Source organism: Flavobacterium rhamnosi, assembly GCF_048286515.1.
GTDB lineage: Bacteria > Bacteroidota > Bacteroidia > Flavobacteriales > Flavobacteriaceae > Flavobacterium.
In genome coordinates, this window is record NZ_JBLVPS010000016.1 from 76,213 (window position 1) to 100,591 (window position 24,379).

Genomic DNA, 24,379 nt, shown 5'->3' on the forward strand with positions numbered 1-24,379 from the left:
TATTTAACCGATTGTTACCTTTTCAAATTTTTATTTTTTGTTTTGTTGAAAAAAGCAGCAGACTTTTTTTGATAGTAATCATCAATTTTGTTTGTGTTTTTTAGCTTGTTATTCTTTGATGAAAACTATTAAATTTTATTAATATGAAATCACATGAAAAACTTACAACAGCGTCTGGAAGACCATTTGTAGAAAACGAAAATTCTCAATCTATAGGTTCAAGAGGGCCTTTATTATTACAGGATTATATTCTTCACGAGAAAATGGCTCATTTTAATAGAGAGCGAATTCCGGAAAGGGTAGTGCATGCAAAAGGTTCTGGAGCATTTGGAACGTTTACCGTAACACACGACATTACTAAATATACAAAAGCGAAACTATTTTCTGAAATTGGAAAAGAAACTAAAGTAGTGTTTCGGTTTTCAACGGTAGGAGGTGAAAGAGGTTCGGCTGATACAGAAAGAGATCCGCGAGGCTTTGCCATGAAATTTTACACCGAAGACGGAAATTGGGATTTAGTGGGTAATAACACACCCGTTTTCTTTGTTAAAGACCCCAAAAAATTTGGTGATTTTATACATACCCAAAAACGAGATCCCTATACCAATATGAAATCACCAACCATGATGTGGGATTTCTGGTCGCTGAATCCGGAAAGTTTACATCAGGTATTAATACTTATGTCAGATAGAGGGACACCTTTTGGTTATCGCCATATGAACGGCTATGGAAGCCATACGTATTCGATGATCAATAGTGCTAATGAGCGAACTTATGTTAAATTCCATTTTAAAACAGCGCAGGGTATTAAAAATTTTACAAATCAGGAAGCAGCAGAAATGAAGTCTCGTGATATGGATTTTTCACAACGTGATTTGTTTGAAAATATCGATAAGGGAAATTTTCCGCAATGGAATTTACAAATTCAGGTTATGACGGAAGAGCAGGCAAATTCCCAAGACTATTATTTAAATCCATTTGATCTAACTAAAGTTTGGCCCCATGGCGATTTTCCGTTGATTGATGTTGGCGTTTTAGAATTGAATCAAAATCCGCACAATTATTTTCAGGATATTGAGCAGGTAGCATTTGCACCAGCACATATTGTAGATGGAAGTGGGTATTCTCCTGATAAAATGTTGCAAGGAAGGTTATTATCATATCCTGATGCACAGCGCTATCGATTGGGAACAAATTATGAGCAAATCCCAGTAAATCGATGCCCATTTGATACGAACAATTACCAACGAGACGGACAAATGCGAGTAGATGGTAATGGAGGAAGCAATCCGAATTATTTTCCAAATAGTTTCGATGCTATGGTAATAGATCAAACATATAAAGAACCACCTTTGGAAATGCAAAGTACTTTTGCAGACTGGTACGATAGAAATTGTGAAGGAGAAAATGATCATTATACGCAACCGGGTAATTTATTTAAAATTATGACTGTTGAGCAACAACTAAATACGATTAATAATATCATTGCTCACATGTCTGGTATTGAAGGACCTAAAAAAGAAGAAATAGTTAACCGTCAGTTAAGTCATTGGTATAGAGCGGATGGTCGAATAGGGACTGGAGTTGCTTTAGGATTGGGCGTAGATGTTAATTTGATTGAAAGATAAAATGGTTTTAACTGTAATAAGATGAATATTCTCGAACTTGAATTGTTAACTGATAATATCAATGAAACGGAAACGTTTTATAATAATAGCATAGGATTAAAAACTATTTCAAAAAACAATTCGAGTATTTCATTTGCTGCGGGTTCCACGAAACTGACGTTCAGAGCTTCCTGGAATTTAAAGCCGGTATATCATTTTGCTTTTGATATACCAAAAAATAAGTTGGCGGAAGCCTTTAATTGGATAGAAAAGGAAACTAAAATTTTAGAGGTAATTCCTCCGGATAAAATTGCTGATTTTTATAACTGGAATGCAAAGTCCTTTTATTTTTATGACAATAATGGAAATGTTTTGGAATTTATTGCCCGTTATGATTTAGATAATGCCTCGGAGAAACCATTTGATGGTGCATCAGTTCTATCGGTAAGCGAGATAGGTTTTGTTGCCAAAAATGTTTCAGAGCTGAGTGATGAAATCTGCGAAAAATATGGCCTTTCGATATTCTCAAAACAACCTAAACTAAATAAGTTTATTGTTTTGGGAACAGATACAGGACTTTTTATTCTTGTTGAAGAAAATAGAGATTGGTATCCAACGGATAAAAAAGCAAAATCATTTTGGACGAAAGTCTTTTTTGATACTGGTGGAAAAATTAATGAAATTGAAGTTTTAAGTTAAAAAGATAAAAAAAACACCCCCAGATAGTGCTTAACTATTTGGGGGTATTTCAATGGGAGCATTTTTTGTGACATTTTAATTGTACTGAGTTTTAGCCTCTTTCATCTTTGGAGCCTACTATTTCAGGAGGTTTTAAGAAAACACCACTGTTTTATTGTTATAAACCATCGTTTTTCGTTCCGCATGCAGTTTAATGGCTCTTGCTAAAACCATGCGCTCCAAGTCACGTCCTTTCATGATAAAGTCTTCGATAGAATGGCTATGAGAAACTCTAGCAATATCTTGTTCAATAATCGGACCTTCATCTAATCCTTCTGTTACATAATGACTCGTCGCACCAATAATTTTAACTCCTCGTTTAAAGGCAGAATGATATGGTTTTGCCCCGGGAAAAGCAGGTAAAAAGGAATGATGAATATTGATTATGTTATTTTTGTATTTCGCAATTAAATTTGGAGTTATAATTTGCATATAACGTGCCAAGACAATAAAATCTATATCGTATTGCTTTAATAAATCAATTTGTTGTTGTTCTCCCTCCGCCTTAATTTCTTTAGTGAAAGGAACATAATGAAACGGAATGTCGAACCGTTCTGCAACAGCCTTCAAATCTTCGTGATTACTTATAATTACAGGGATTTCCAGAGGCAATTCTCCTGCACTGTAACGCCCTAAAATATCGTAAAGGCAATGATCATATTTTGAGATGAATAGTGCCATTTTTGGTTTCTGTTCTTGAGGGTAAATTTCCCAAGACATATTAAAAGGAGTTGCCAAATTGATTTTAAAATCCTTTTTGATAGTTTCTAAATCCCATTTTTGGGCACTTAGTTCGCACTCTAAACGCATGAAAAATACGTTTTCATCCGCATCTACATGCTGGTCCAAATAAATAATATTTCCTTCAATCGAAGCAATATAGTTAGTAACGGATGCTATAATCGCCTTCTGATCTTCACAATGTATAAGTATGGTAATTTTCTGCATATAATTTTATTTGGGAGCTAATCCTGTGATACGCTATATTTTTTTCTTAGATTCCATCGCAATAGAAATGACAAGAAAAAAAGCCGATTTTATCACAGCTAAGGCTGAACGGTTATCAAATTTTTTATCAAAACTAATCTTATTTCTTTTTATAAAAAAGTTTGATTTAGTTGTTTATGTTTAAAAAGCGATAACCATTTATTATTTAAACCCTACTTTAATGTTCTGATTAGATTTTGTCCTGCATTGCAAATACTTTTTGCAATAAAACAGAAGTTCTGGAACTTAAATTTGTTCTGATGTTTTTCTCTTCAACGGCAACCATCTTGAAAACACCATTCAGTGCTTGATTGGTTACATAGTCAGTCAAATCAGGATTCACTTTGTTAACTAAAGGAATGCTGTTGTATTTTGTTATAATATTGGTCCAAACTTTATCAGCACCTACTTTCGTAAACGAATTTTTGATTACCGGATTAAATTTTCCGTATAAAGCAGTCGTGGTGCTATTTTGTAAATAGTTAGTCGCTGAACTTTCATTGCCCATCAAAATTGATTTGGCATCCATAAAAGTCATGTTTCTTACAGCATCAACAAATATAGGAGTCGCTTCCTTCACAGCATCTTCGGCAGCACGATTCAATACTTTTAAACCTTCATCAGCTAATGAACTAAGCCCAATTCTTCTTAAACCAGTATCTACTTTTCTTAATTCTTCCGGTAATAAAATTTTTACGGCTTCATTTCTGTAAAAACCATCGGTAGCCGTTAATTTTGTAACTTGTTTAGAAATTCCATTATTTAGGGCTTCCTTCAATCCACCCGAAATATCTACACCACCGATTCCTTGAGTTTGGGGTAATTGATTTAGAACCTGTTGCATTTCGGCACAACTGGAAAAAGAGACCGCCACCATTAAAATTAAAAATTTTTTCATCGTAAATTGTTTTTATTAGTTTACTTCGTCTGTTCGTCAGACGGCTCGTGTCAAAAGTACTACTTATTCAAAAATAAAGCCATGATTTAATTTAGGAGTACAAACTTTAGTATTAATTTTGGGAACAGAGGTTTCGCTATGCTTTTTGTCTTTTACTGTTTTTCTTGTTTTAGGAACAAGACGAGACAGGAAAAGGATGTCGTTCCGTTCAGAGGCAGGGTAAAATCTGTTGCTTTTTTATCAACAACTATGATAGACATCAAACAATTATTAAAAAAAAGTCGTAAATTGCACTCTTAAATTATCATATTCACAAAATGGAACAAGTAAAACCCTATATTCCTAATAATAAAGTAAGAATTGTAACCGCTGCAGCTCTTTTTGACGGACACGATGCAGCCATCAACATAATGCGTAGAATTATTCAATCGACAGGTGTTGAGGTAATTCATTTAGGTCACGATAGAAGCGTTGAAGAAGTTGTCAATACAGCCATTCAAGAAGATGCCAATGCTATTGCAATAACATCGTATCAAGGTGGGCATAATGAATATTTCAAATATATGTATGACTTGCTTCAAGAAAAAGGGGCGGGGAAAATTAAAATATTTGGCGGTGGAGGCGGAGTGATTCTACCTACAGAAATTGCCGAACTGCAAGCATATGGAATCACCAGGATTTATTCTCCTGATGATGGACGTGCAATGGGTTTGCAAGGAATGATAAATGATTTAGTGCAACGTGCGGATTATGCTATTGGAGATAAACTTGATGATGAAATCAATCGTTTGAAAGAGAAAAATCCAATGGCTATTGCCCGTCTTATTTCATCGGCAGAAAATTTTCCTGATGTTGCAGCAAAAGTATTGAAGGGAATTCAAGAGAAAAATGAAAATTGTACTATTCCTGTTCTTGGAATTACAGGAACGGGCGGAGCAGGAAAATCATCATTGGTAGATGAATTGGTACGTCGTTTTTTAATCGATTTTCCAGAGAAAACAATCGGAATAATCTCTGTAGACCCATCCAAAAGGAAAACGGGTGGTGCACTACTTGGAGACAGAATTCGAATGAATGCCATCAATAGTCCCCGAGTTTATATGCGCTCATTGGCAACACGTCAATCGAATTTAGCATTGTCAAAATATGTTGCTGATGCGATTCAAGTGATTAAAGCAGCAAAATATGACATCATAATCCTTGAAACTTCAGGGATTGGTCAATCTGATACGGAGATTATGGACCATTCTGATGTTTCTCTCTATGTAATGACACCGGAGTTTGGTGCTGCAACCCAATTGGAAAAAATTGATATGCTTGATTTTGCTGATTTGGTAGCGATAAATAAATTTGATAAACGCGGTTCTCTTGATGCATTGAGAGACGTGAAAAAACAATACCAACGCAATAATAATCTTTGGGATGCGAATTTAGATGCACTTCCTGTTTTTGGGACGATTGCTTCGCAGTTCAACGATCCGGGAATGAATACGCTTTACAAAGCGATTATGGATAAAATCCATGAAAAAACGAATTCTGATTTGAAATCAACTTTTCAAATCACTCGCGAAATGAGTGAAAAGATATTCGTTATTCCGCCTCATAGAACCCGTTATTTATCTGAAATTGCAGAAAGCAACAGAAAATATGATGTTACTGCGGTTAGTCAGGAACAAGTTGCCCAGAAATTATATGGAATTTTCAAAACGATTGAATCGGTATCCCAAAAAATCCCTGAATTGAATAAGTCAGGAATTAATGAGGATTCTGTTTTACCAACCGCTTTAGAATCGGAAAAACCTGGTGCAGCTGAGAATAAAATCTTTTTAAACCTTTTACTGAATCAATTCGATAAAGTAAAAATGGATTTAGATTCCTACAATTGGGAAATTATTTTGACTTGGGATGAAAAAATAAACAGATATAAAAATCCGGTTTACACATTTAAAGTTCGCGATAGAGAAATAAAAATGGCTACGCATACGGAATCGCTTTCACATTCTCAAATTCCGAAAATTGCTTTGCCAAAGTATCAGGCTTGGGGTGATATTCTACGTTGGTGCTTGCAGGAAAATGTTCCTGGAGAATTTCCGTTCACAGCTGGTTTGTATCCTTTCAAAAGGGAAGGCGAGGATCCTTCAAGAATGTTTGCAGGAGAAGGAGGACCGGAAAGAACCAATAAACGTTTTCATTATGTAAGTGCAGGATTACCGGCAAAACGATTGTCGACGGCTTTTGACAGTGTAACTTTATACGGGAATGATCCTCATGTTCGTCCTGATATTTATGGAAAAATAGGTAACGCCGGAGTTTCTATTTGTTGTTTGGATGATGCTAAAAAATTGTATTCTGGTTTTGATTTAGTTCATGCGATGACTTCAGTGAGCATGACTATTAATGGACCAGCTCCAATGTTGTTAGGATTTTTTATGAACGCAGCGATAGATCAGCAATGTGAATTGTATATTAAAGAAAATGGTCTTGATGTTGAGGTAGAAGAAAAAATTAACGAGATCTATAAGAAAAAAGGGGTAGAGAGACCCCATTATCAAGGTGATTTACCGGAAGGAAATAATGGATTAGGGCTTATGCTTATGGGTGTAAGCGGAGATCAGGTTTTACCTGCGGATATTTATAATGAAATCAAAGTAAGAACTTTGTCTCAAGTACGTGGAACCGTTCAAGCGGATATTCTTAAAGAAGATCAAGCACAAAACACCTGTATTTTTTCTACTGAATTTGCGCTGCGATTAATGGGTGATGTTCAGGAATATTTTATCACTAAAAACGTTAGAAACTTTTATTCGGTTTCTATTTCGGGGTATCATATTGCTGAAGCAGGAGCAAATCCAATTACGCAATTGGCTTTCACGCTTTCTAATGGTTTTACTTATGTGGAATATTATTTGAGTCGTGGGATGAATATCAACGATTTTGGACCTAATTTATCGTTCTTCTTTTCGAATGGAGTTGATCCGGAATATGCTGTTATTGGTCGTGTAGCACGTAAAATTTGGGCGAAAGCCATGAAAAACAAATACGGAGCAAACGAACGTGCACAAATGTTGAAATACCACATTCAGACTTCCGGGCGTTCATTACACGCGCAGGAAATTGATTTTAATGATATTCGTACGACTTTGCAGGCATTGTATGCGATATATGATAATTGTAATTCATTACACACCAATGCGTATGATGAGGCAATTACAACACCTACGGAGGAATCAGTACGTCGTGCGATGGCGATTCAGTTGATTATCAATAAAGAATTAGGATTAGCCAAAAACGAAAATCCAATTCAAGGGGCCTTTATTATTGAAGAATTAACAGATTTAGTTGAAGCTGCCGTTCTTCAGGAGTTTGACAGGATTACAGAGCGTGGTGGTGTTCTTGGTGCAATGGAAACGATGTACCAAAGAAGTAAAATACAGGAAGAAAGTTTATATTATGAAACCTTGAAACATACCGGTGAATTTCCAATCATTGGAGTAAATACCTTTTTAAGTTCCAAGGGTTCTCCAACGGTAATTCCAGCCGAAGTAATACGTGCCACCGAAGAAGAAAAGCAATACCAAATTGATATGTTGCACCATTTGCATCAGTCCAATCAGGATTTAGTAAATGAACATCTAAATACGCTTCAGGAGGCTGCCATTAAAAACGAAAATTTATTTGAACACTTAATGGAAGCTACTAAGGTTTGCTCTCTAGGACAAATTACTTCAGCTTTATTTGAAGTTGGCGGTCAATATAGAAGAAATATGTAAAAACACGAAAACAGATGAACATGAAAAACAACAAAACCTTGATTTTACTGGGTTAGTAGGTGATTCGTGTTTATCTGTTTTTATTCTTTTTTGCAGTTGGTTAACCTACTGGTTGACTAGAATAAATTTTTGTTTATCGTTAAATTACGGGTATTCCAGTCCACTGGAATAGGTAAATTATTCAAATAACCAAAATAAAGGCCACAATAAGATTCTTACTTCAAAGTAAATAATAATTAAAATATTTACGTTCGTTATTCAATAAACAGCACGCTGGTTTGGAAACGTAAAACAGGTTTTGTTATTTATCCAAAAGATTGGAAACTTAGAGATTTTAAAAAGTTTTTAATTTTCCTGAACTTAATTTTTAAGAAATATAAAACTTTTGCAACGCTTTTTTAAATACAATCACAACTGAAAACCAAATACAAATTGAAGTTCAATTTGAAGATGAAACTGTATGGCTATCACAGGAGCAACTTGTTATTTTGTTTAAAAGAGATCAATCCGTTATCTCCAGACATATCCGAAATATATTTAAAGAAGGAGAATTAGAAGAAAAAAGCAATATGCAAAAAATGCATATCGCTAATTCAGATAAATCAATAGCACTATACAACCTCGATGTTATAATATCCGTTGGATATCGTGTAAAATCTAAACAAGGCACACAATTCCGACAATGGGCAACCCAACGATTAAAAGATTATTTAGTAAAGGGTTATGCTATTCACGAAAAACGACTAAAAGAAACCGAAAACAAGTTTCAGGAATTAAAGCAAGCCGTTTCCTTATTAGACAGCATAGTAAAAACAAAAATAGTGTTGATGTTGTTCTTGCATATATAACAACTGTGTTTTTTGAAAGAATGCCATATCATAATACTGTTAAATCATGTCAACGCGACAAAAAAATAGAGGCTGCCTTTCTTTAGACAGCCTCTTAAAAATAATAATCGGATATTCGTTTCAGCAACAAACTAATCAACATTTGCAATGTTTTTATTTTTCAATGCAGGTTTGTAAACTTCCGAAATCGCTTTTGTTGTTAAAATGGCCTTTTCTTCAGAAATAACAATTTCATGTTTTACTTTTTTCAGATTGTTTTCTACAACCAAATAATAAGTTCCAACAGGAAATTCATCTAAATTATAGGTTCTTAGGATTCCTTTTACACCTTTTGCATTTTCGGTGTAGATTAAATTATTCTCATCATCATAAATAGATACACTAACTTTTTTGATTTCATTTAGAGAAAAGCTAATTTCATTTCCTTTACCTTTTTTTACATTAAGTAAAAAATCATCATCGATTGCATACGAATTCACGCTAGTCATTGCTACTACCAGCAATAAACTCAATTTTAAAATCTTTTTCATAATACTAGTTTTTAATTATTAATTAAAATTTCTAGTACTAAATTACTTAAATGAGATGTGCTGGAAGACATCTATTTTTTCCAATTTGTGTGTTGTTTTGTCTTTTACGAAAACGTTATATATTGCAAATGAACGAGTTGTGTGTACTTAGGTGTGTTGAGAATTTATTAATAAAAAAGTAAAAATGACTAATTAGCACGCAGTATTGGTTTTAATATCAAATCGTTCCATTAGCTATTGAGCGGTTTTGTTTTAATTGGCGTTAGCGTTTTTTTTGAAATATTTGGTCATTAGATAATCTAGATAAGAAAGGCTTTTCTGTAATGAAGAGTTTTTTTATTGACATTTTCAGTGTTTTTTACAACATTTCTATAAAGTAAAAATTAATAGATTAGAATCCTTAAGATTTTTCTAAAATCTAGTCAAAATGAAACAATTTTAATGTTATCAATAATTGTCCAAATTTTCCATAAAAAAAGCAATATAAATTGCAATAACATGCTTAAAGTATAAGCGATATTTATCACTTTTAACATTAATTTTTAATTAACAAAATTTATGTAATACAAGTATTAATTACTTGAAAATCAAGTACTTAACAAGTGTTTAAGTACTAATGTTTTGCTGCCGTAAAGCTTTTCTTAACGAACAGTGTTCTTCATCGGGAATAATAGAATGTTGTCTTGTTTAGCCCTGTTTTTTTTCCTTTTTTTTGTGTAATACCTAACTTTGATTTAACAAAAATTATTTGATTTTGGTTGCTTATAAAGCAACTGTCAGGTGAATAAAAGGATTTTTTTGTTCCCCAAAAATAAAAAATCCTTTGGATGATGGACTACTTCATTAAATTGTTTTTTGAAGATGTTTCGTTTTTCTGCGAGTTTTCTTCCCCGATTCTGAAAACTTTTGCTTTATACCTATTTCGTTAATTTCAATGCTAATTGTTTTTTAGATTAGAGTTTTAAGGTTACTATTTAAGTGCCTGTATCTGGTTGATAAAGAATTTAGTTATTGTTCCCACAATAGAAATCCTTTGGATGATGGTGTACTTCATAAATGATGTGTTTATGAAGGTGATTTGTTTTATCTACAAGTTTTCTCCCCCAAGTCTGTAAACTTCTTTTTTTTCTAATTTATGACGTAAAAATACTTCTATCATGGAAAAGAATACAATTTCGAAGTTTTTCGATGTTTTATCCAGCAAAATAAATTGTTGTTTCTTAACGAAAAACACTGTTTCTAAATTAAATTTTTTAAAATTTGAGGAGAGAAATTCAATCGAGTACCTTTCAGATTTGTGGCTACGCTGTTGGCGTAAGTCACTTAGATTGCCAATTATGTTGGTAGTAATTCTTATGACGGGTAATGTCTCTAACGGGCAGTCTATTAAAGGAGTAGTCCCGGTACAGTGCCCTCATGGAGGTTCCGGTGTGGATGGTGATGCTTTTGCTGACACTCCTATACTAGGCGTAGGTGATTTATTTGATAATAACGTTGGTTCAGGTGGTGGTGTAATTAATCTAGCACCTCCTCCAGAATTTTTATGTTCCGGGCCTACCTTTAGGTTGGCGGATGCCTGGGGTGGCGATGTTCAGGATCCAACTATATTTACCGGTTCTAATAAAATTAATGGTAACCCTGGTGATCCAGATGGCCCAGGCCCTTTAACAGGGGGCTATACTTGGGGAGCAGGATCTTCTCCTAATAAAAATGAAATCCAAAATTGCGGAGTTCATTTTACTTATGGTGATCAAAATGTAATAGGTACAGTAGAAGGAACTTCTTATGCTGTGGCTGGAAAGCCTACAGATTTGTGGTGTCTTTTCGCAGGTGACCGTCAGGTAACCAATGGTAGCAGCTATATTGATTTCGAGTTTTTACAAGCTACTTTATCAATGTTTGGTACTACCAGTGGTGGATTTGTATCAGCTGGTACCGATGGTGGACGTACTCTTGGAGATATTTTAGTCACCATTGAATTTACACAAGGTGGTGGAGATGCTACCGTTGTGATCCGAAGATGGGAAGCCAAAGCCGGTGGTGGTTTTGAATATGTTGTTAGACCAAATTCACTTTTTCTAGGCGGTATTTATTGTACCAATAATACCGCACCAACCTTCGTGCCCTTTGATGTGTACGGAAGCGGTGCAACTGGCGGTACTTATGCTGTAAATCAATGGGCTGAAGGCGCCATCAATCTTACAAAAGTGTTCGGTTTAGATCAACCTGGGCATGAGTGTTTTGTCCTTAGTACTGTGTTTATCAGAACAAGATCTTCAGGTAGTTCAGCGCAATCTGAATTAAAAGATTTCCCTGGAGCTCCGATTCAATTGAATTTGTGTACTGATGAAATACCACCAGTGATTTCTGCATTGCCAGGTCCAACAACTGTTGAGTGTCCTGGTACTCCATCTTTTGCAACACCAACTGCAACTGACAATTGTGAATTAAAATCACTAACTTTTGCAGATGTAACTACACCAGGTGGTTGTCCGCAGGAATATTCTGTAACCAGAACCTGGACCGCTACAGATGCTTGCGGTAACATTGCAACTGCTTCTCAAACAATAGGTGTGACAGATAATACAGCACCGGTGCTTTCATCGTTGCCAGCGCCAAGTACTATTGTATGTCCAGCAACCCCATCATTTGCAACCCCAACGGCAACCGATGCGTGTGATGCAAGTATTACACCGACTTTTGCCGATGTAACTACACCCGGTACTTGTCCACAGGAATATTCAGTAACCAGAACCTGGACCGCTACTGATGATTGTGGCAACAGTTCCACTGCTTCTCAAACCATTAGTGTAGAGGATAATACCGCTCCGGTGCTTTCAGCATTGCCAGCACCAAGTGCTATAGAATGTCCTGCAACACCAGTATTTACTACGCCAACCGCAACCGATGCGTGTGATGCAAGTGTTATACCGACTTTTGCCGATGTAACCACCCCTGGCAGTTGTCCACAGGAATATTCAGTAACCAGAACCTGGACCGCGACTGATGATTGTGGCAACAGTTCCACTGCTTCACAAACTATTGGTGTAACGGATAATACCGCTCCAGTGCTATCAGCATTGCCAGCACCAAGTTCTGTAGAATGTCCTGCAACACCAGTATTTACTACACCAACCGCAACCGATGCGTGTGATGCAAGTGTTACACCGACTTTTGCCGATGTAACCACACCTGGCAGTTGTCCACAGGAATATTCAGTAACCAGAACCTGGACCGCTATTGATGATTGTGGCAACAGTTCTACTGCTTCACAAACTATTGGTGTAACGGATAATACCGCTCCAGTGCTATCAGCATTGCCAGCACCAAGTTCTGTAGAATGTCCTGCAACACCAGTATTTACTACACCAACCGCAACTGATGCGTGTGATGCAAGTGTTACACCGACTTTTGCCGATGTAACCACCCCTGGCAGTTGTCCACAGGAATATTCAGTCACCAGAACCTGGACTGCGACTGATGATTGTGGCAACAGTTCCACTGCTTCACAAACTATTGGTGTAACAGATAATACTGCTCCAGTGCTATCAGCATTGCCAGCACCAAGTGCTGTAGAATGTCCTGCGACACCAGTATTTACTACACCAACGGCAACCGATGCGTGTGATACAAGTGTTACACCGACTTTTGCCGATGTAACCACCCCTGGCAGTTGTCCACAGGAATATTCAGTAACCAGAACCTGGACCGTGACTGATGATTGTGGCAACAGTTCCACTGCTTCACAAACTATTGGTGTAACGGATAATACCGCTCCAGTGCTATCAGCATTGCCAGCACCAAGTGCTATAGAATGTCCTGCAACACCAGTATTTACTACACCAACGGCAACCGATGCGTGTGATGCAAGTGTTATACCGACTTTTGCCGATGTAACCACACCTGGCAGTTGTCCACAGGAATATTCAGTAACCAGAACCTGGACCGCTACTGATGATTGTGGCAACAGTTCCACTGCTTCACAAACTATTGGTGTAACCGATAATACCGCTCCAGTGCTATCAGCATTGCCAGCACCAAGTGCTATCGAATGTCCTGCAACACCAGTATTTACTACGCCAACCGCAACCGATGCGTGTGATGCAAGTGTTATACCGACTTTTGCCGATGTAACCACCCCTGGCAGTTGTCCACAGGAATATTCAGTAACCAGAACCTGGACCGCGACTGATGATTGTGGCAACAGTTCCACTGCTTCACAAACTATTGGTGTAACGGATAATACCGCTCCAGTGCTATCAGCATTGCCAGCACCAAGTTCTGTAGAATGTCCTGCAACACCAGTATTTACTACACCAACCGCAACCGATGCGTGTGATGCAAGTGTTACACCGACTTTTGCCGATGTAACCACACCTGGCAGTTGTCCACAGGAATATTCAGTAACCAGAACCTGGACCGCTATTGATGATTGTGGCAACAGTTCTACTGCTTCACAAACTATTGGTGTAACGGATAATACCGCTCCAGTGCTATCAGCATTGCCAGCACCAAGTTCTGTAGAATGTCCTGCAACACCAGTATTTACTACACCAACCGCAACTGATGCGTGTGATGCAAGTGTTACACCGACTTTTGCCGATGTAACTACACCTGGCAGTTGTCCACAGGAATATTCAGTAACCAGAACCTGGACCGCTACAGATGATTGTGGTAACAGTTCTAGTGCTTCACAAACTATAAGTGTGACTGATAATACAGTCCCAACAATCACTTGTGTAGCAAATAAAACAATTGAATGTAATGCAGAATTTATTTTTGATCCCCCAACAGCTACTGACAGTTGTAGTGGTACTGCCACTATTACTATTGTTAGTACGGTAACCAATGCAGATGGAAGTCAAACACGTACTTGGAAAGCAACAGATGCCTGTGGTAATGAGTCCGCTCCATGTAGCCAAACCATCAGTGTGACTCCTTGTGCTCACATCTTCCCAACACAGACTACTTGTTGTCACTTTAGTACAGGAACTGCTATTGGGTTAAACAATGTGTGCACAACTGTTAGCAATAAAACAGTAACTAATGCTATACCGGGTGTGTTCTTCTACTATTCAAATATTACTGCTCCTGCAGCAAACTTTACAATTGTGGTAAAACAATCCAATGATGGTGATTTAAATAAACTGTTTAGTATTCAAAACTCAAGTCAGCTTCGTTTGTTTACAAGCAGTTGTGAAACTGTGAACTTTACAGGAAGTGTTATTAATGGAGGAAAAGATGCAAGTTACTCCGTGACAGGCGCTACTCCGGGAGCAACCTATATTGTTTCTGTGAAATACGATGTGAAATCAATAATTGGTGCTGTTTATTCTGGTGCTGATTTGATTAGCAAGTATACTTTCGCAAGCTTCATTAATGGCTCAGCTACAGCTGCCTTAGGAACTACTGGAACTATAGATGCTGTTGCAGGTTGTTCAGATAATACTCCATTACCTGGAAATTGTTCAATTACAGCAAAAGCTCCTACTACTACAGATGTCGCTCCTATAGATGCGAAAATTGAAAATGTAGGTTTTGATGCTTATCCAGTTCCTTTCAAAGACCAGCTTACTATTAAATACAAATTTGATTATGCGTCTGACGTGAAAATCGAACTATTTAATGCTCAAGGTATTTTGGTACTTTCAAAAACTGATACTCATAGTTATTTGAACAAAGAAATTACGCTAAACCTTAAAGCAAATAAAGGACAAGAGCAAGTTTACATTGTAAAAGTAACTACTAACAGAGGAATCAGTACGAAAAAAGTAATGTCTTCCAGATAGTTTTTTTAATAATTATCTAATCCTAAAAAATATTAAATGGATTAGAATATAGAAGTAAACCTCGAAAGTTTTTATTTTCGAGGTTTATTTTTACTGTTTTTATAAATCAATTTTCTCATTGATAAAAATATTTTTTGCTCTTTGAAACTTCCTGAATAAAGTTGCATAATTAGTACTTAATATTTATGTGTAGTTCTGAAAGAACGTTTTGTTTTTTAATTAGCTTAAATTGAATTAGGTACTCTTTGTTGTTTAAATTTAGATGTATTATTAGTTCATTAATTATCATTTTTAGAGGCTAAAATAAGAACTGAAATATAAAATTTACACACTTATTTTAACAAGTAATTATCTGATATACAAATAGTTATGATTAAAAAAGCATTTGTAAGCCTCTTTTTTATATACTAATTTTCTTAATCGAAATGTACTTAATCGAGTATAACCGTTTGTTGCCGATTATACTTCTTTTCCTTTTTCCTTTTTTTGTTTTATTATCTAATTTTAATCTCCATTTAAGAGTGTTTTAAGTTGTTTTTTTTAACAACTTTCCGGTTAATAAAGGATTTTTTATCCCAAAAAAATATCCTTTGAAAGATGGATTCCTTCATTGAATTATTTTTTGAAGATGTTTCTTTTTCTGCAAGTTTTCTCCCCCGACTCTGAAAACTTTTGTACTATGCCTATTTCGATGATTTCAATGTTGTTTTTTAGATTAGAGTTTTAAGGTTGCTTTTTTAATTGAGTTCTGGTTGATAAAGAATTTAGTTATTGTTCCCCGCAATAGAAATCCTTTGGACGATGGAGTACTTCATAAAAAGCGTTTATGAAGGTGATTGTTTTTCTACAATTTTTTTCCAAATCTTTAAATTTCCTACTCGATATAACGTATGGCTTAAAAATACTATTATTATGAAAAAGAGTATAATTTCGAAATTTTTCGATGGTTTGTTCGACAAAATAATTTGTTGTTTTTTATCGAAAAAAAGAGTTTCTAAATTAAAATTTAATGAGAGAAACGCTAATGATTTTCTAACAAGCCTGCAGTCCTATTTTTGGCGCCAATCACATATTTTCACTCTTATGTTGGGGGTAGTTTTGACGATGGGCTATACGGCTAATTCTCAGAATATTAAAGGGATAGTTCCAGTGCAATATCCCAAATCAGGTTCTGGAGTCGATGGCGATGCCTGGGCTCATGAACCTATTGGTACTAATTTTGTAAATATAGGTGACTTGTTTGATCTTACCCACACTGACATTAATGGTCATGGTTTGATTGACGTGACGCCAGGTCCCTCTGCGGGTAATGTTTTTTACAAACCCAGCGCTCCTCAAAATCCACCTGTTGCACAGAGTGTTCCGGTGACTTATCAGATAAAAGATAATTATACAGGTGACTTTACTATTTTTACCGCCTCAAATAAAATAAATGATAATCCCAAAACGTATACTTGGGGTGCGGGATCTTCACCAAACAAAAATGAAATCCAAAATTGTGGGGTACATTTTAGTTATGGTGATCCAAACATATATGGGGGAGTGACGGATGCATCAGGAAACTTTATTAGTCCTACTCCGGCTCCTGGAATTAAGGGGGTCGCAACAGATTTATGGTGTCTTTTTGCCGGTGATCGCCAGACTATTAATGGTAGCAGTTACATCGATTTTGAGTTCTTACAAGAATCTTTAACAATTACGGGCGCTACATTTGGTCCAGTTGATCCCAAAACTGGTGTTGCGGCAATCAATGGCGGTAGCGGTACATTTCTTACTGGCGCACCTGATTCTACAGGAGGTCGAACAGTGGGTGACGTATTAATCACCATTGAGTTTACGCAGGGAGGTGGTGAAGCTACAGTTGTTATTCGAACATGGCAACAAGTTGGTGCTGGTTTCGAATATGTAGTTGTTCCTAATACTTCTTTTCCTGGTTCCATCTTTTGTACTAATAACAATGTCACTACTACAGTACCTTTTGATGTCTATGGAACCGATCCAGGGACTTATCTTCCCAATCAGTGGGCTGAGGGGGCCATCAATCTTACTCAAGTGTTCAGATTTTTTGAAAAACCTTGTTTTAATATCAGTTCATTATTTATCAGAACACGATCTTCAGGATCTTCATCTCAATCTGAGCTCAAGGATTTTCCCGGTGCTCCAATTCAATTGAATTTAAGTTTCCAACCTGATGCACCAGTTACAGTTTCAGCTTCACGTTGCGGATCAGGGGTCGTTGAACTGTCTGCTAGCGGTTGTGCGGATGGAACCTTGAAATGGTTTGATGCTGCAGTTGATGGGAATCAGGTTGCTACAGGTACTTCCTTTTCTCCAAATATTTTTCAAACAACAAGTTATTGGGTAAGTTGTACCAGTGTTACCGGATGTGAAGGACCAAGGACTCAGGTTACCGGGACAGTAATTACAGTTAATCCAGGAACAATTGCAGGCAGTCAAACATTATGTACACCATTTAATCCAGCAGCCTTTACCAGCACAACACCTGGAACAGGTAATGGTACGATAACTTACCAATGGCAGATGAGTATTAATGGTTGTGAAGGCACATGGTCTGATATTGTTGGTGCTACATCCGAGACTTACGATGCGCCAGCTGTGGCCGTAGTAACTAATTTCCGCAGGGTTGCCACTTCAACCCTTAATGGTGTGGCCTGTCCTGCAAACAGTAATTGTTTGACAGTAACGCCAAATGCGATAAATCCAGGAACAATTGCCGGTAGTCAGACATTGTGCACGCCATTTGATCCGGATACCTTTACCAGTTCAACTCCTGGTTCAGGAGGAGGTGCTATTACCTACCAATGGCAAATTAGTACAACAAGTAATAGTGCAGGTTTTACGGATATAGTTGGAGCTACTGCTGCTACTTACAATGCACCAGCTGTTGTTGTTATTACCTGGTACAGAAGAGTAGCAACAAGCACACTTAATGCTGTGCCTTGTTCTGATAACAGTAATGTACTAGTTGTAACTCCAAATAGTATTGCTCCTGGTACAGTTACGGGAAATCAGAATATTTGTTCTGGTGGAAATCCTGCTGTATTTGCTAGTACAACTCCGGGAAGTACAACAGGGGGAGGAGCAATTAGTTACCAATGGCAAAGTGGTTTAGGCACTTGCGCTACCGCTACATTCACTAATATTGTAGGAGCCACTTCAGCTACCTACGATGTGCCTGATGGCCTTGCAGCTACTACTTCTTACCAACGTATTGCGACTTCAACACTAAATGGTGTTTCTTGTTCAGCAACAAGCAATTGTATAACAGTAACAGTTATAAATGTAAATCCGGGTACCATTGCGGGTAATCAAACTATTTGTTCAGGTGATAATCCTGCAGCATTTACCGAAACAGTACCGGCAAGCGGATCTAATCTTACTTATCAATGGCAACGTGGTATTGGCACTTGTGCCACAGCTACATTTACCAACATTCCGGGAGCGACATCAGTGACTTATGATCCGCCAATCGGCTTGACAGTTACAACATCTTACCGTCGTGTAGTTAACTCAACAGATGCAGATTGTCCGGCAATCAGTAATTGTTTAACTGTAACGGTAAATGATATTAGCCCAGGTTCAATTGCGGGCAATCAAACACTTTGTTCTCCGTTTGATCCAGCAGCATTTACTAGTGTTATAGCAACTGGCTCAGGTGTTATTACTTATCAATGGCAAGTAAGCACAACAGGCTGCACAGGTACATGGTCAAATATTGGCGGAGCAAATTTAGCCACTTATGATGCGCCAATTGTGTCGGTGGTGACTAATTTCCGCAGAGTGGCTACTTCAACACTCAATGGTGTTCCATGTTCTGCAAACAGTAATTGTTTGACCGTAACACCAAACGCTGTAAATCCGGGAGAAATAACAGGAAGCCAAACACTTTGTGCACCATTTGATCCAACCGCTTTTACCAGCACAGCTCCTGGTTCAGGAAATGGTGTTGTAACATACCAATGGCAGATGAGTACAACAGGTTGCGAAGGTACATGGTCAAATATTCCAGGAACTACATCAGATACTTTTGACGCAGCAGCTGTATCAGTAATTACTAATTTCCGAAGAGTAACTACTTCAACACTCAATGACGCTCCATGTTCTGTAAATAGTAATTGTTTGACAGTAACGCCAAATGCCGTAAATCCGGGCTCAATTTCCGGAGATCAGAAAGTTTGTATAGGAGATGATGTCGCAGCGTTTACAAGTACAACTCCTGGTTCTGGCAGCGGTATAATAACATACCAATGGCAAAGTAATACTGCAGGTTGTGGCGCCGCTTTCAGTAATATAGAAGGTGCTACTTTAGCTACATATGATCCAGGCGTGGCGACCGTTACTACGTACTATCGCCGTGTAACTACTAGTACAGTTAATGGGGTTCCTTGTTATGATTACAGCAATTGTTTGACTGTAACTGCTGAATCCTGTGCCAAAGCACTCTGTACGTATACACAAGGGTATTATGGAAATCCTGGCGGAATGTCATGTGCTCCTGATTTGGATGGTGGTTTTGACAAATTCACAACTTTAGCGCTTATAGAAAGAGCTTTAGCATCCTATGGTGGCACAATGACAATAGGTTTAACTGGGTTTTCTGTGATAATTACAAATACACTAACCGATAGAAATGCCGTAATTGATGTTTTACCAGGAGGTGGAAGTAGTTATGTGCTGTCATCCGGTAACTTCCCTATAAGCGCATTGCCTAACAGCTATTTGAAAAATGGAAGAATCAATAATACCTTGTTAGCTCAGACCATAACGTTAGGTCTTAATATAGGCATAAATGGGGCACTTGGTGATTTTAAATTGCAAGGAGGAATATTGGTAACTGCTGCTCCTGAAGGCGGTTGTGGTTCAGATATCTCTAAAGTGCGTCAATGTATTTACGATCAATTTGGTAATCTGGTTAATGTGATTAATGACTATCAATATCATTCAATTAGTGCAAGTGTTGTGGCTGCCATAGAAGGAGAAAAAACAGTTCAAGGATTATTTGAATTGGCAAATAAAGCTTTGGGTGGCGGAACAGTAAGTGCATCACTTACGGAGATTGCAAGTGCTGTTGATAAAATCAATAATGCTTTTGACGGTTGTAGAATATTTATTGGGTATGATGTTCCAAGATGCCCAGCAACAACACTTCTAAATACTTCAATTGAAGCTTCAAAAACAGAACTAGTTGGTTTTGATGCATATCCGGTTCCTTTCAAAGACCAGCTTACCGTTAAATATAATTTTGACTATGCTTCTGATGTGAAAATCGATGTGATTGATGCACAAGGTGTTTCAATACTTTCAAAAACGGATAACAATAGTTATTTAAATAAGGAAGTTACACTAAACCTCAATACGAAAAAAGGCCAAGAACAAGTTTATATTGTCAAATTGACCACTAATCGTGGAAGTAGTGTGAAAAAAGTAATGTCTTCAAAATAGTCTCGAAATAATCAGCTAATCCCAAAAATAGAAAATGGATTAGAAATAAGTAGACCTCGAAAGGAAAAAACTTTCGAGGTTTATTTTTGCTGTTTTTAATAGAGTTTTTGTTGTTAGTTGTCAATTTTCTGGTTAATAATTTTTTTAAATACCTTTTAGGTAGTAAAATATTTAAAAACGATTTCTAATTGTACTAAGATCCAGATTAATTATTCGTTAATATTTGTACTAACTAAAAAGTATCGAAGGAGGTTTTGATTTTAACTGTAAAATACATTCTTAGTTTTATTATCATTTTGTTCCTGCATTTTGAAAGAATAAAAAGAAATATTTTAAAATTCTTAAAACTGTTTCTTAGACCCTAAAAAAGCGAATCAATTTTAATAATTTAAAGATTATCAGTACTCTCCTGAAATTGTTATTAAAAAATCAGTCAAAATGCAATTAAAATGATTAATGTCATAAGGCAATTTGTCGCTTTTAACATTATTTTTTAATTAACAAAATTTATGTAATAAATTGCTTAATTAATTGATTATCAATTACTTAACGAGTTGTTTACTATTAATTTTTTATTGTTGTAAAGCTTTTCTTAGCGAACTATGTTCTTTGTCGGGTATAACAGAATGTTGTCTTGTTTAGCTTTCTTTTTTTTTCATTTTTTCCTGTAATACCTAACTTTGATTTAACAAAAAATATTGATTAAGCTGTTTATTATAGGAGTAGCTTATAAGATGAAAAGGGTTTTTTGTTCCCACAATAAAAAAATCTTTGGACGATGGAGTACTTCATAAAATGGTTTTTGAAGATGTTTCGTTTTCTGCAAGTTTTCTCCCCGAATCTGAAAACTTTTGTTTTATCCTGTTTTTTGATTTCAATGCTAATTGTTTTAGGTTAAGTTTTTAGGATTGCTTTTTTAAGTGACTATCTGGTTGATAAAAGAATTTAGTTATTGTTCCCCGCAATAATAATCCTTTAGATGATGGAGAACTTCGTAAATGTGTTTATGGAGGTGTTTTTTTTCTGCAAGTTTTCTCCCCGAATCTGAAAACTTTTGTTTCATCCTAATGTATTAATTTCAATGCTAATCGCTTTAGATTAGAGCTTTTTGATTGCTTTTTTAAACATAACTAGTTTGATAAAAGAATTTCGTTGTTGTACCACGCAATAATAATCTTTTGAATGATGGATTACTTCATAAACGTGTTTATGAAGATGTTTTATTTTTCTACAAGTTTTATTCCCAAGTCTGTAAACTTCTGTTTTTTTCTAATTTATGATATAAAAATACTATTATTATGAAAAAGAGTACGATTTTCGATTTTTTCGATTTTTTATTCTGTACAATAATTAATTGCTTTATAGCGAAAGGCGTTATTTCCGAATTAGATTTTTTAAAATTTAAGGAGAGCGTTTCAATTGGTTATTTATCAGAATTAAGACCTTATCGTTGGCGCCAGTGGTGTGTTTTGCCTCTTGTTTTAGGAGCAATTTTACTGACGAGCCATACGGTCAATGCACAGGGGAGTATTAGAGGTATAGTGCCAGTACAATACCCAATTAGTGGTTCAGGAGTTGATGGCGATGCCTTTGCTCATGAACCTATTGGTACTATATATGAAGGTGTAGGTGACTTGTTTGACCAATTGCATCCTACTATAGCGGGTCATGGTGTAATTAATCCATTTACCGGGGCAGTTTTTTACAAACCCACTGAGCCGGTGACCGTTCCGGTAAGCTATTTTTTACAGGATCCTTATCAAAATGATCCAACGATATTTACCCTTTCGAATAAGATAAATGATAATCCAAACACCTATAGTTGGGGTGCAGGATCTTCTCCTAACAAAAATGAAATCCAAAATTGTGGTGCTCATTTTAGTTATGGTGATCCAGGTATAATAGGTGGCGTAAGTATTGATGATGAAACCTTTGTCGCCGGTACTAGCGGACCTGGAGTTACTACGGATTTGTGGTGTCTTTTTGCAGGTGACCGTCAGGTAACCAATGGGAGCAGTTACATAGATTTTGAGTTTTTGCAGGCTCCTTTAATGATTACTGGTGCTACCTTTGGTCCCGCTGACCCCTTAAGTGGTGTTGCACCAATTACAGGCGGCAGTGGCGGATTTACAAGCGCAGGAACTCAAGGTGGACGTACAGTCGGTGACATATTGCTCACTATTGAATTTACTCAGGGAGGTGGTGACGCTAACGTTGTGATTAGGGTATGGACAGCAGTAGGAGGTGGTTTTGAATATGTAGTTCATCCCAACTCTGAATTTTTTGGCGATATCTATCTAACCAATAACTTTTCAACTACCACAGTACCCTTTGACACCTATGGAACTTCTCCGGGTGTTTATGCTCCTAATCAATGGGCTGAGGGTGCTATCAATCTTACCGAAGTGCTCAAAGCAACTAATAATCCATGCTTTATAATCAGTACGCTGTTTATTAGAACAAGATCTTCAGGGAGTTCAGCCCAATCGGAATTAAAAGATTTTCCGGGGGCTCCAATTCAATTGAATTTGGATTTGAGTAATCTGACAGTCACATGCGCTGAGCCTGTTACTTTACCAGTATGCAGCACGGCTGAAGCAATAACAACAGCTTATAATACTTGGAAAGCTGGTTTCAGTAATACAGGTGGAATTAGTCCAGTTACTGATAACCTAGCAGATTTTCCACCTTTAGGCAATCTGACTTGTGGTGGACAATTGAGTTTCGAATATAAAGTATTTGATGCTTGCCACGAAGTTCCTAAAACATGCACTAGTACTTTTACTGTTGCAGAAGACGAGATTATACCAATAATTACGGCTACCGGAACACCTATAAACGGTACTCTGGGCTGTAATCCAACTGCGGATGCCATTGGTGCTGCGCTTGGAACAGCAACAGCAACCGATAATTGTGGTGCTGTAACTCCGACATTTGCAGATGGAACAATCGTAATCACTGGTTGTTTACGTTCACAAACCAGAACCTGGAACGTGACTGATGCCTGTGGCAACGCAGCAGCATCGGTTTCTCGCACAGCAACCTGGACAGTGGATTTAGGGGCGCCGGTTATCATTGCTACCGGAACACCTACAAATGGTACTCTGGGCTGTAATCCAACAGCAGATGCCATTAATGCAGCGCTTGGAACAGCAACAGCCACCGATAATTGTGGTGCTGTAACGCCGACATTCACAGATGGAGCAATCGTAATTACCGATTGTTTACGTTCACAAACCAGAACCTGGAACGTGACTGATGCCTGTGGCAACGCAGCAGCACCAGTTTCCCGAACAGCAACCTGGACGTCGGACTTAGTAGCTCCAGTAATTGCTGCTTTACCAGCTGCTTCAACTATCAATTGTCCAGCCGTACCTGTCTTTGCGCAAGCGACAGCAACGGATAATTGTGAAGTTGCTTCTTTGACTTTCAATGATGTAACTACGCCAGGCAACTGCGCCGGAAATTACAGTGTAACCAGAACATGGACTGCTACAGATGATTGTGGAAACTTCTCCACCGCTACGCAAACCATCAATGTTCAGGATATTACTGCGCCGGTAATCGCTGCCTTACCAGCTCCATCAACTATCAACTGTCCAGCATTGCCTGCCTTTGCGCAAGCTACTGCAACTGACACTTGTGATGCATCGGTAACCTTGACTTTCAATGATGTAACTACGCCAGGCAACTGCGCCGGAAATTACAGTGTAACCAGAACATGGACTGCTACAGATGATTGTGGAAAC

Annotated in this window: 9 protein-coding genes and 1 pseudogene; 7 read left to right on the forward strand and 3 right to left on the reverse strand. The window is 37.1% G+C overall.

Annotated elements, in window-relative coordinates:
- Positions 1–143: 143 nt before the first annotated feature.
- Positions 144–1,628: a catalase gene (locus ACNQGN_RS13245; RefSeq protein WP_417988310.1), complete on the forward strand. Its 1,485-nt coding sequence runs from the start codon at positions 144–146 to the stop codon at positions 1,626–1,628.
- A 21-nt stretch (positions 1,629–1,649) separates the two neighbouring features.
- Positions 1,650–2,306, forward strand: a complete 657-nt coding sequence (locus ACNQGN_RS13250; RefSeq protein ID WP_417988311.1) for a VOC family protein — start codon at positions 1,650–1,652, stop codon at positions 2,304–2,306.
- A 132-nt stretch (positions 2,307–2,438) separates the two neighbouring features.
- Here the strand turns inward: ACNQGN_RS13250 and purU are convergent, their stop codons facing one another.
- Together purU and ACNQGN_RS13260 are read right to left on the reverse strand one after the other, a co-directional pair.
- Positions 2,439–3,293 carry a formyltetrahydrofolate deformylase gene (gene purU, locus ACNQGN_RS13255; RefSeq protein ID WP_417988312.1) on the reverse strand — a complete coding sequence of 285 codons (855 nt, stop codon included), beginning with the start codon at positions 3,291–3,293 and terminating at the stop codon, positions 2,439–2,441.
- Positions 3,294–3,522: 229 nt separating this feature from the next.
- Entirely contained in the window at positions 3,523–4,230 is a 708-nt protein-coding gene (locus ACNQGN_RS13260) for a DUF4197 domain-containing protein (protein WP_417988313.1), read from the reverse strand.
- Positions 4,231–4,547: 317 nt separating this feature from the next.
- On the opposite strand from ACNQGN_RS13260, the gene ACNQGN_RS13265 reads away from it, so the two are divergent.
- Both ACNQGN_RS13265 and rhuM read left to right on the forward strand, forming a co-directional pair.
- Positions 4,548–8,000 (forward strand): methylmalonyl-CoA mutase family protein, encoded by a 3,453-nt coding sequence (locus ACNQGN_RS13265; protein WP_417988314.1) that lies wholly within the window; start codon positions 4,548–4,550, stop codon positions 7,998–8,000.
- A gap of 488 nt (positions 8,001–8,488) precedes the next feature.
- Complete coding sequence (gene rhuM / locus ACNQGN_RS13270; protein ID WP_417988315.1) at positions 8,489–8,848, forward strand: RhuM family protein; 360 nt, start codon at positions 8,489–8,491, stop codon at positions 8,846–8,848.
- 131 nt (positions 8,849–8,979) lie between these two features.
- On the opposite strand, the gene ACNQGN_RS13275 is transcribed toward rhuM, so the two are convergent.
- On the reverse strand, positions 8,980–9,378 hold the full coding sequence (locus ACNQGN_RS13275; protein ID WP_417988316.1) for a FimB/Mfa2 family fimbrial subunit: 399 nt from the start codon (positions 9,376–9,378) through the stop codon (positions 8,980–8,982).
- A gap of 1,337 nt (positions 9,379–10,715) precedes the next feature.
- Here ACNQGN_RS13275 and ACNQGN_RS13280 point away from each other — a divergent pair.
- The 3 genes and pseudogenes from ACNQGN_RS13280 to ACNQGN_RS13290 form a co-directional block, all read left to right on the forward strand.
- Complete coding sequence (locus tag ACNQGN_RS13280; protein ID WP_417988317.1) at positions 10,716–15,167, forward strand: T9SS type A sorting domain-containing protein; 4,452 nt, start codon at positions 10,716–10,718, stop codon at positions 15,165–15,167.
- Positions 15,168–16,079: 912 nt separating this feature from the next.
- Positions 16,080–20,630 (forward strand): Ig-like domain-containing protein, encoded by a 4,551-nt coding sequence (locus ACNQGN_RS13285; RefSeq protein ID WP_417988318.1) that lies wholly within the window; start codon positions 16,080–16,082, stop codon positions 20,628–20,630.
- Positions 20,631–21,928: 1,298 nt separating this feature from the next.
- A pseudogene (locus ACNQGN_RS13290) lies at positions 21,929–24,379 on the forward strand (hypothetical protein); the annotation flags it as partial.

Excerpts from the sequence above, each read along its gene's own strand:
- ACNQGN_RS13245 (WP_417988310.1), top strand. The coding sequence starts at position 144 with ATGAAATCACATGAAAAACTTACAACAGCGTCTGGAAGACCATTTGTA.
- ACNQGN_RS13250 (WP_417988311.1), top strand. The coding sequence starts at position 1,650 with ATGAATATTCTCGAACTTGAATTGTTAACTGATAATATCAATGAAACG.
- purU (WP_417988312.1), bottom strand. The coding sequence starts at position 3,293 with ATGCAGAAAATTACCATACTTATACATTGTGAAGATCAGAAGGCGATT.
- ACNQGN_RS13260 (WP_417988313.1), bottom strand. The coding sequence starts at position 4,230 with ATGAAAAAATTTTTAATTTTAATGGTGGCGGTCTCTTTTTCCAGTTGT.
- ACNQGN_RS13265 (WP_417988314.1), top strand. The coding sequence starts at position 4,548 with ATGGAACAAGTAAAACCCTATATTCCTAATAATAAAGTAAGAATTGTA.
- ACNQGN_RS13275 (WP_417988316.1), bottom strand. The coding sequence starts at position 9,378 with ATGAAAAAGATTTTAAAATTGAGTTTATTGCTGGTAGTAGCAATGACT.
- ACNQGN_RS13280 (WP_417988317.1), top strand. The coding sequence starts at position 10,716 with ATGTTGGTAGTAATTCTTATGACGGGTAATGTCTCTAACGGGCAGTCT.
- ACNQGN_RS13285 (WP_417988318.1), top strand. The coding sequence starts at position 16,080 with ATGAAAAAGAGTATAATTTCGAAATTTTTCGATGGTTTGTTCGACAAA.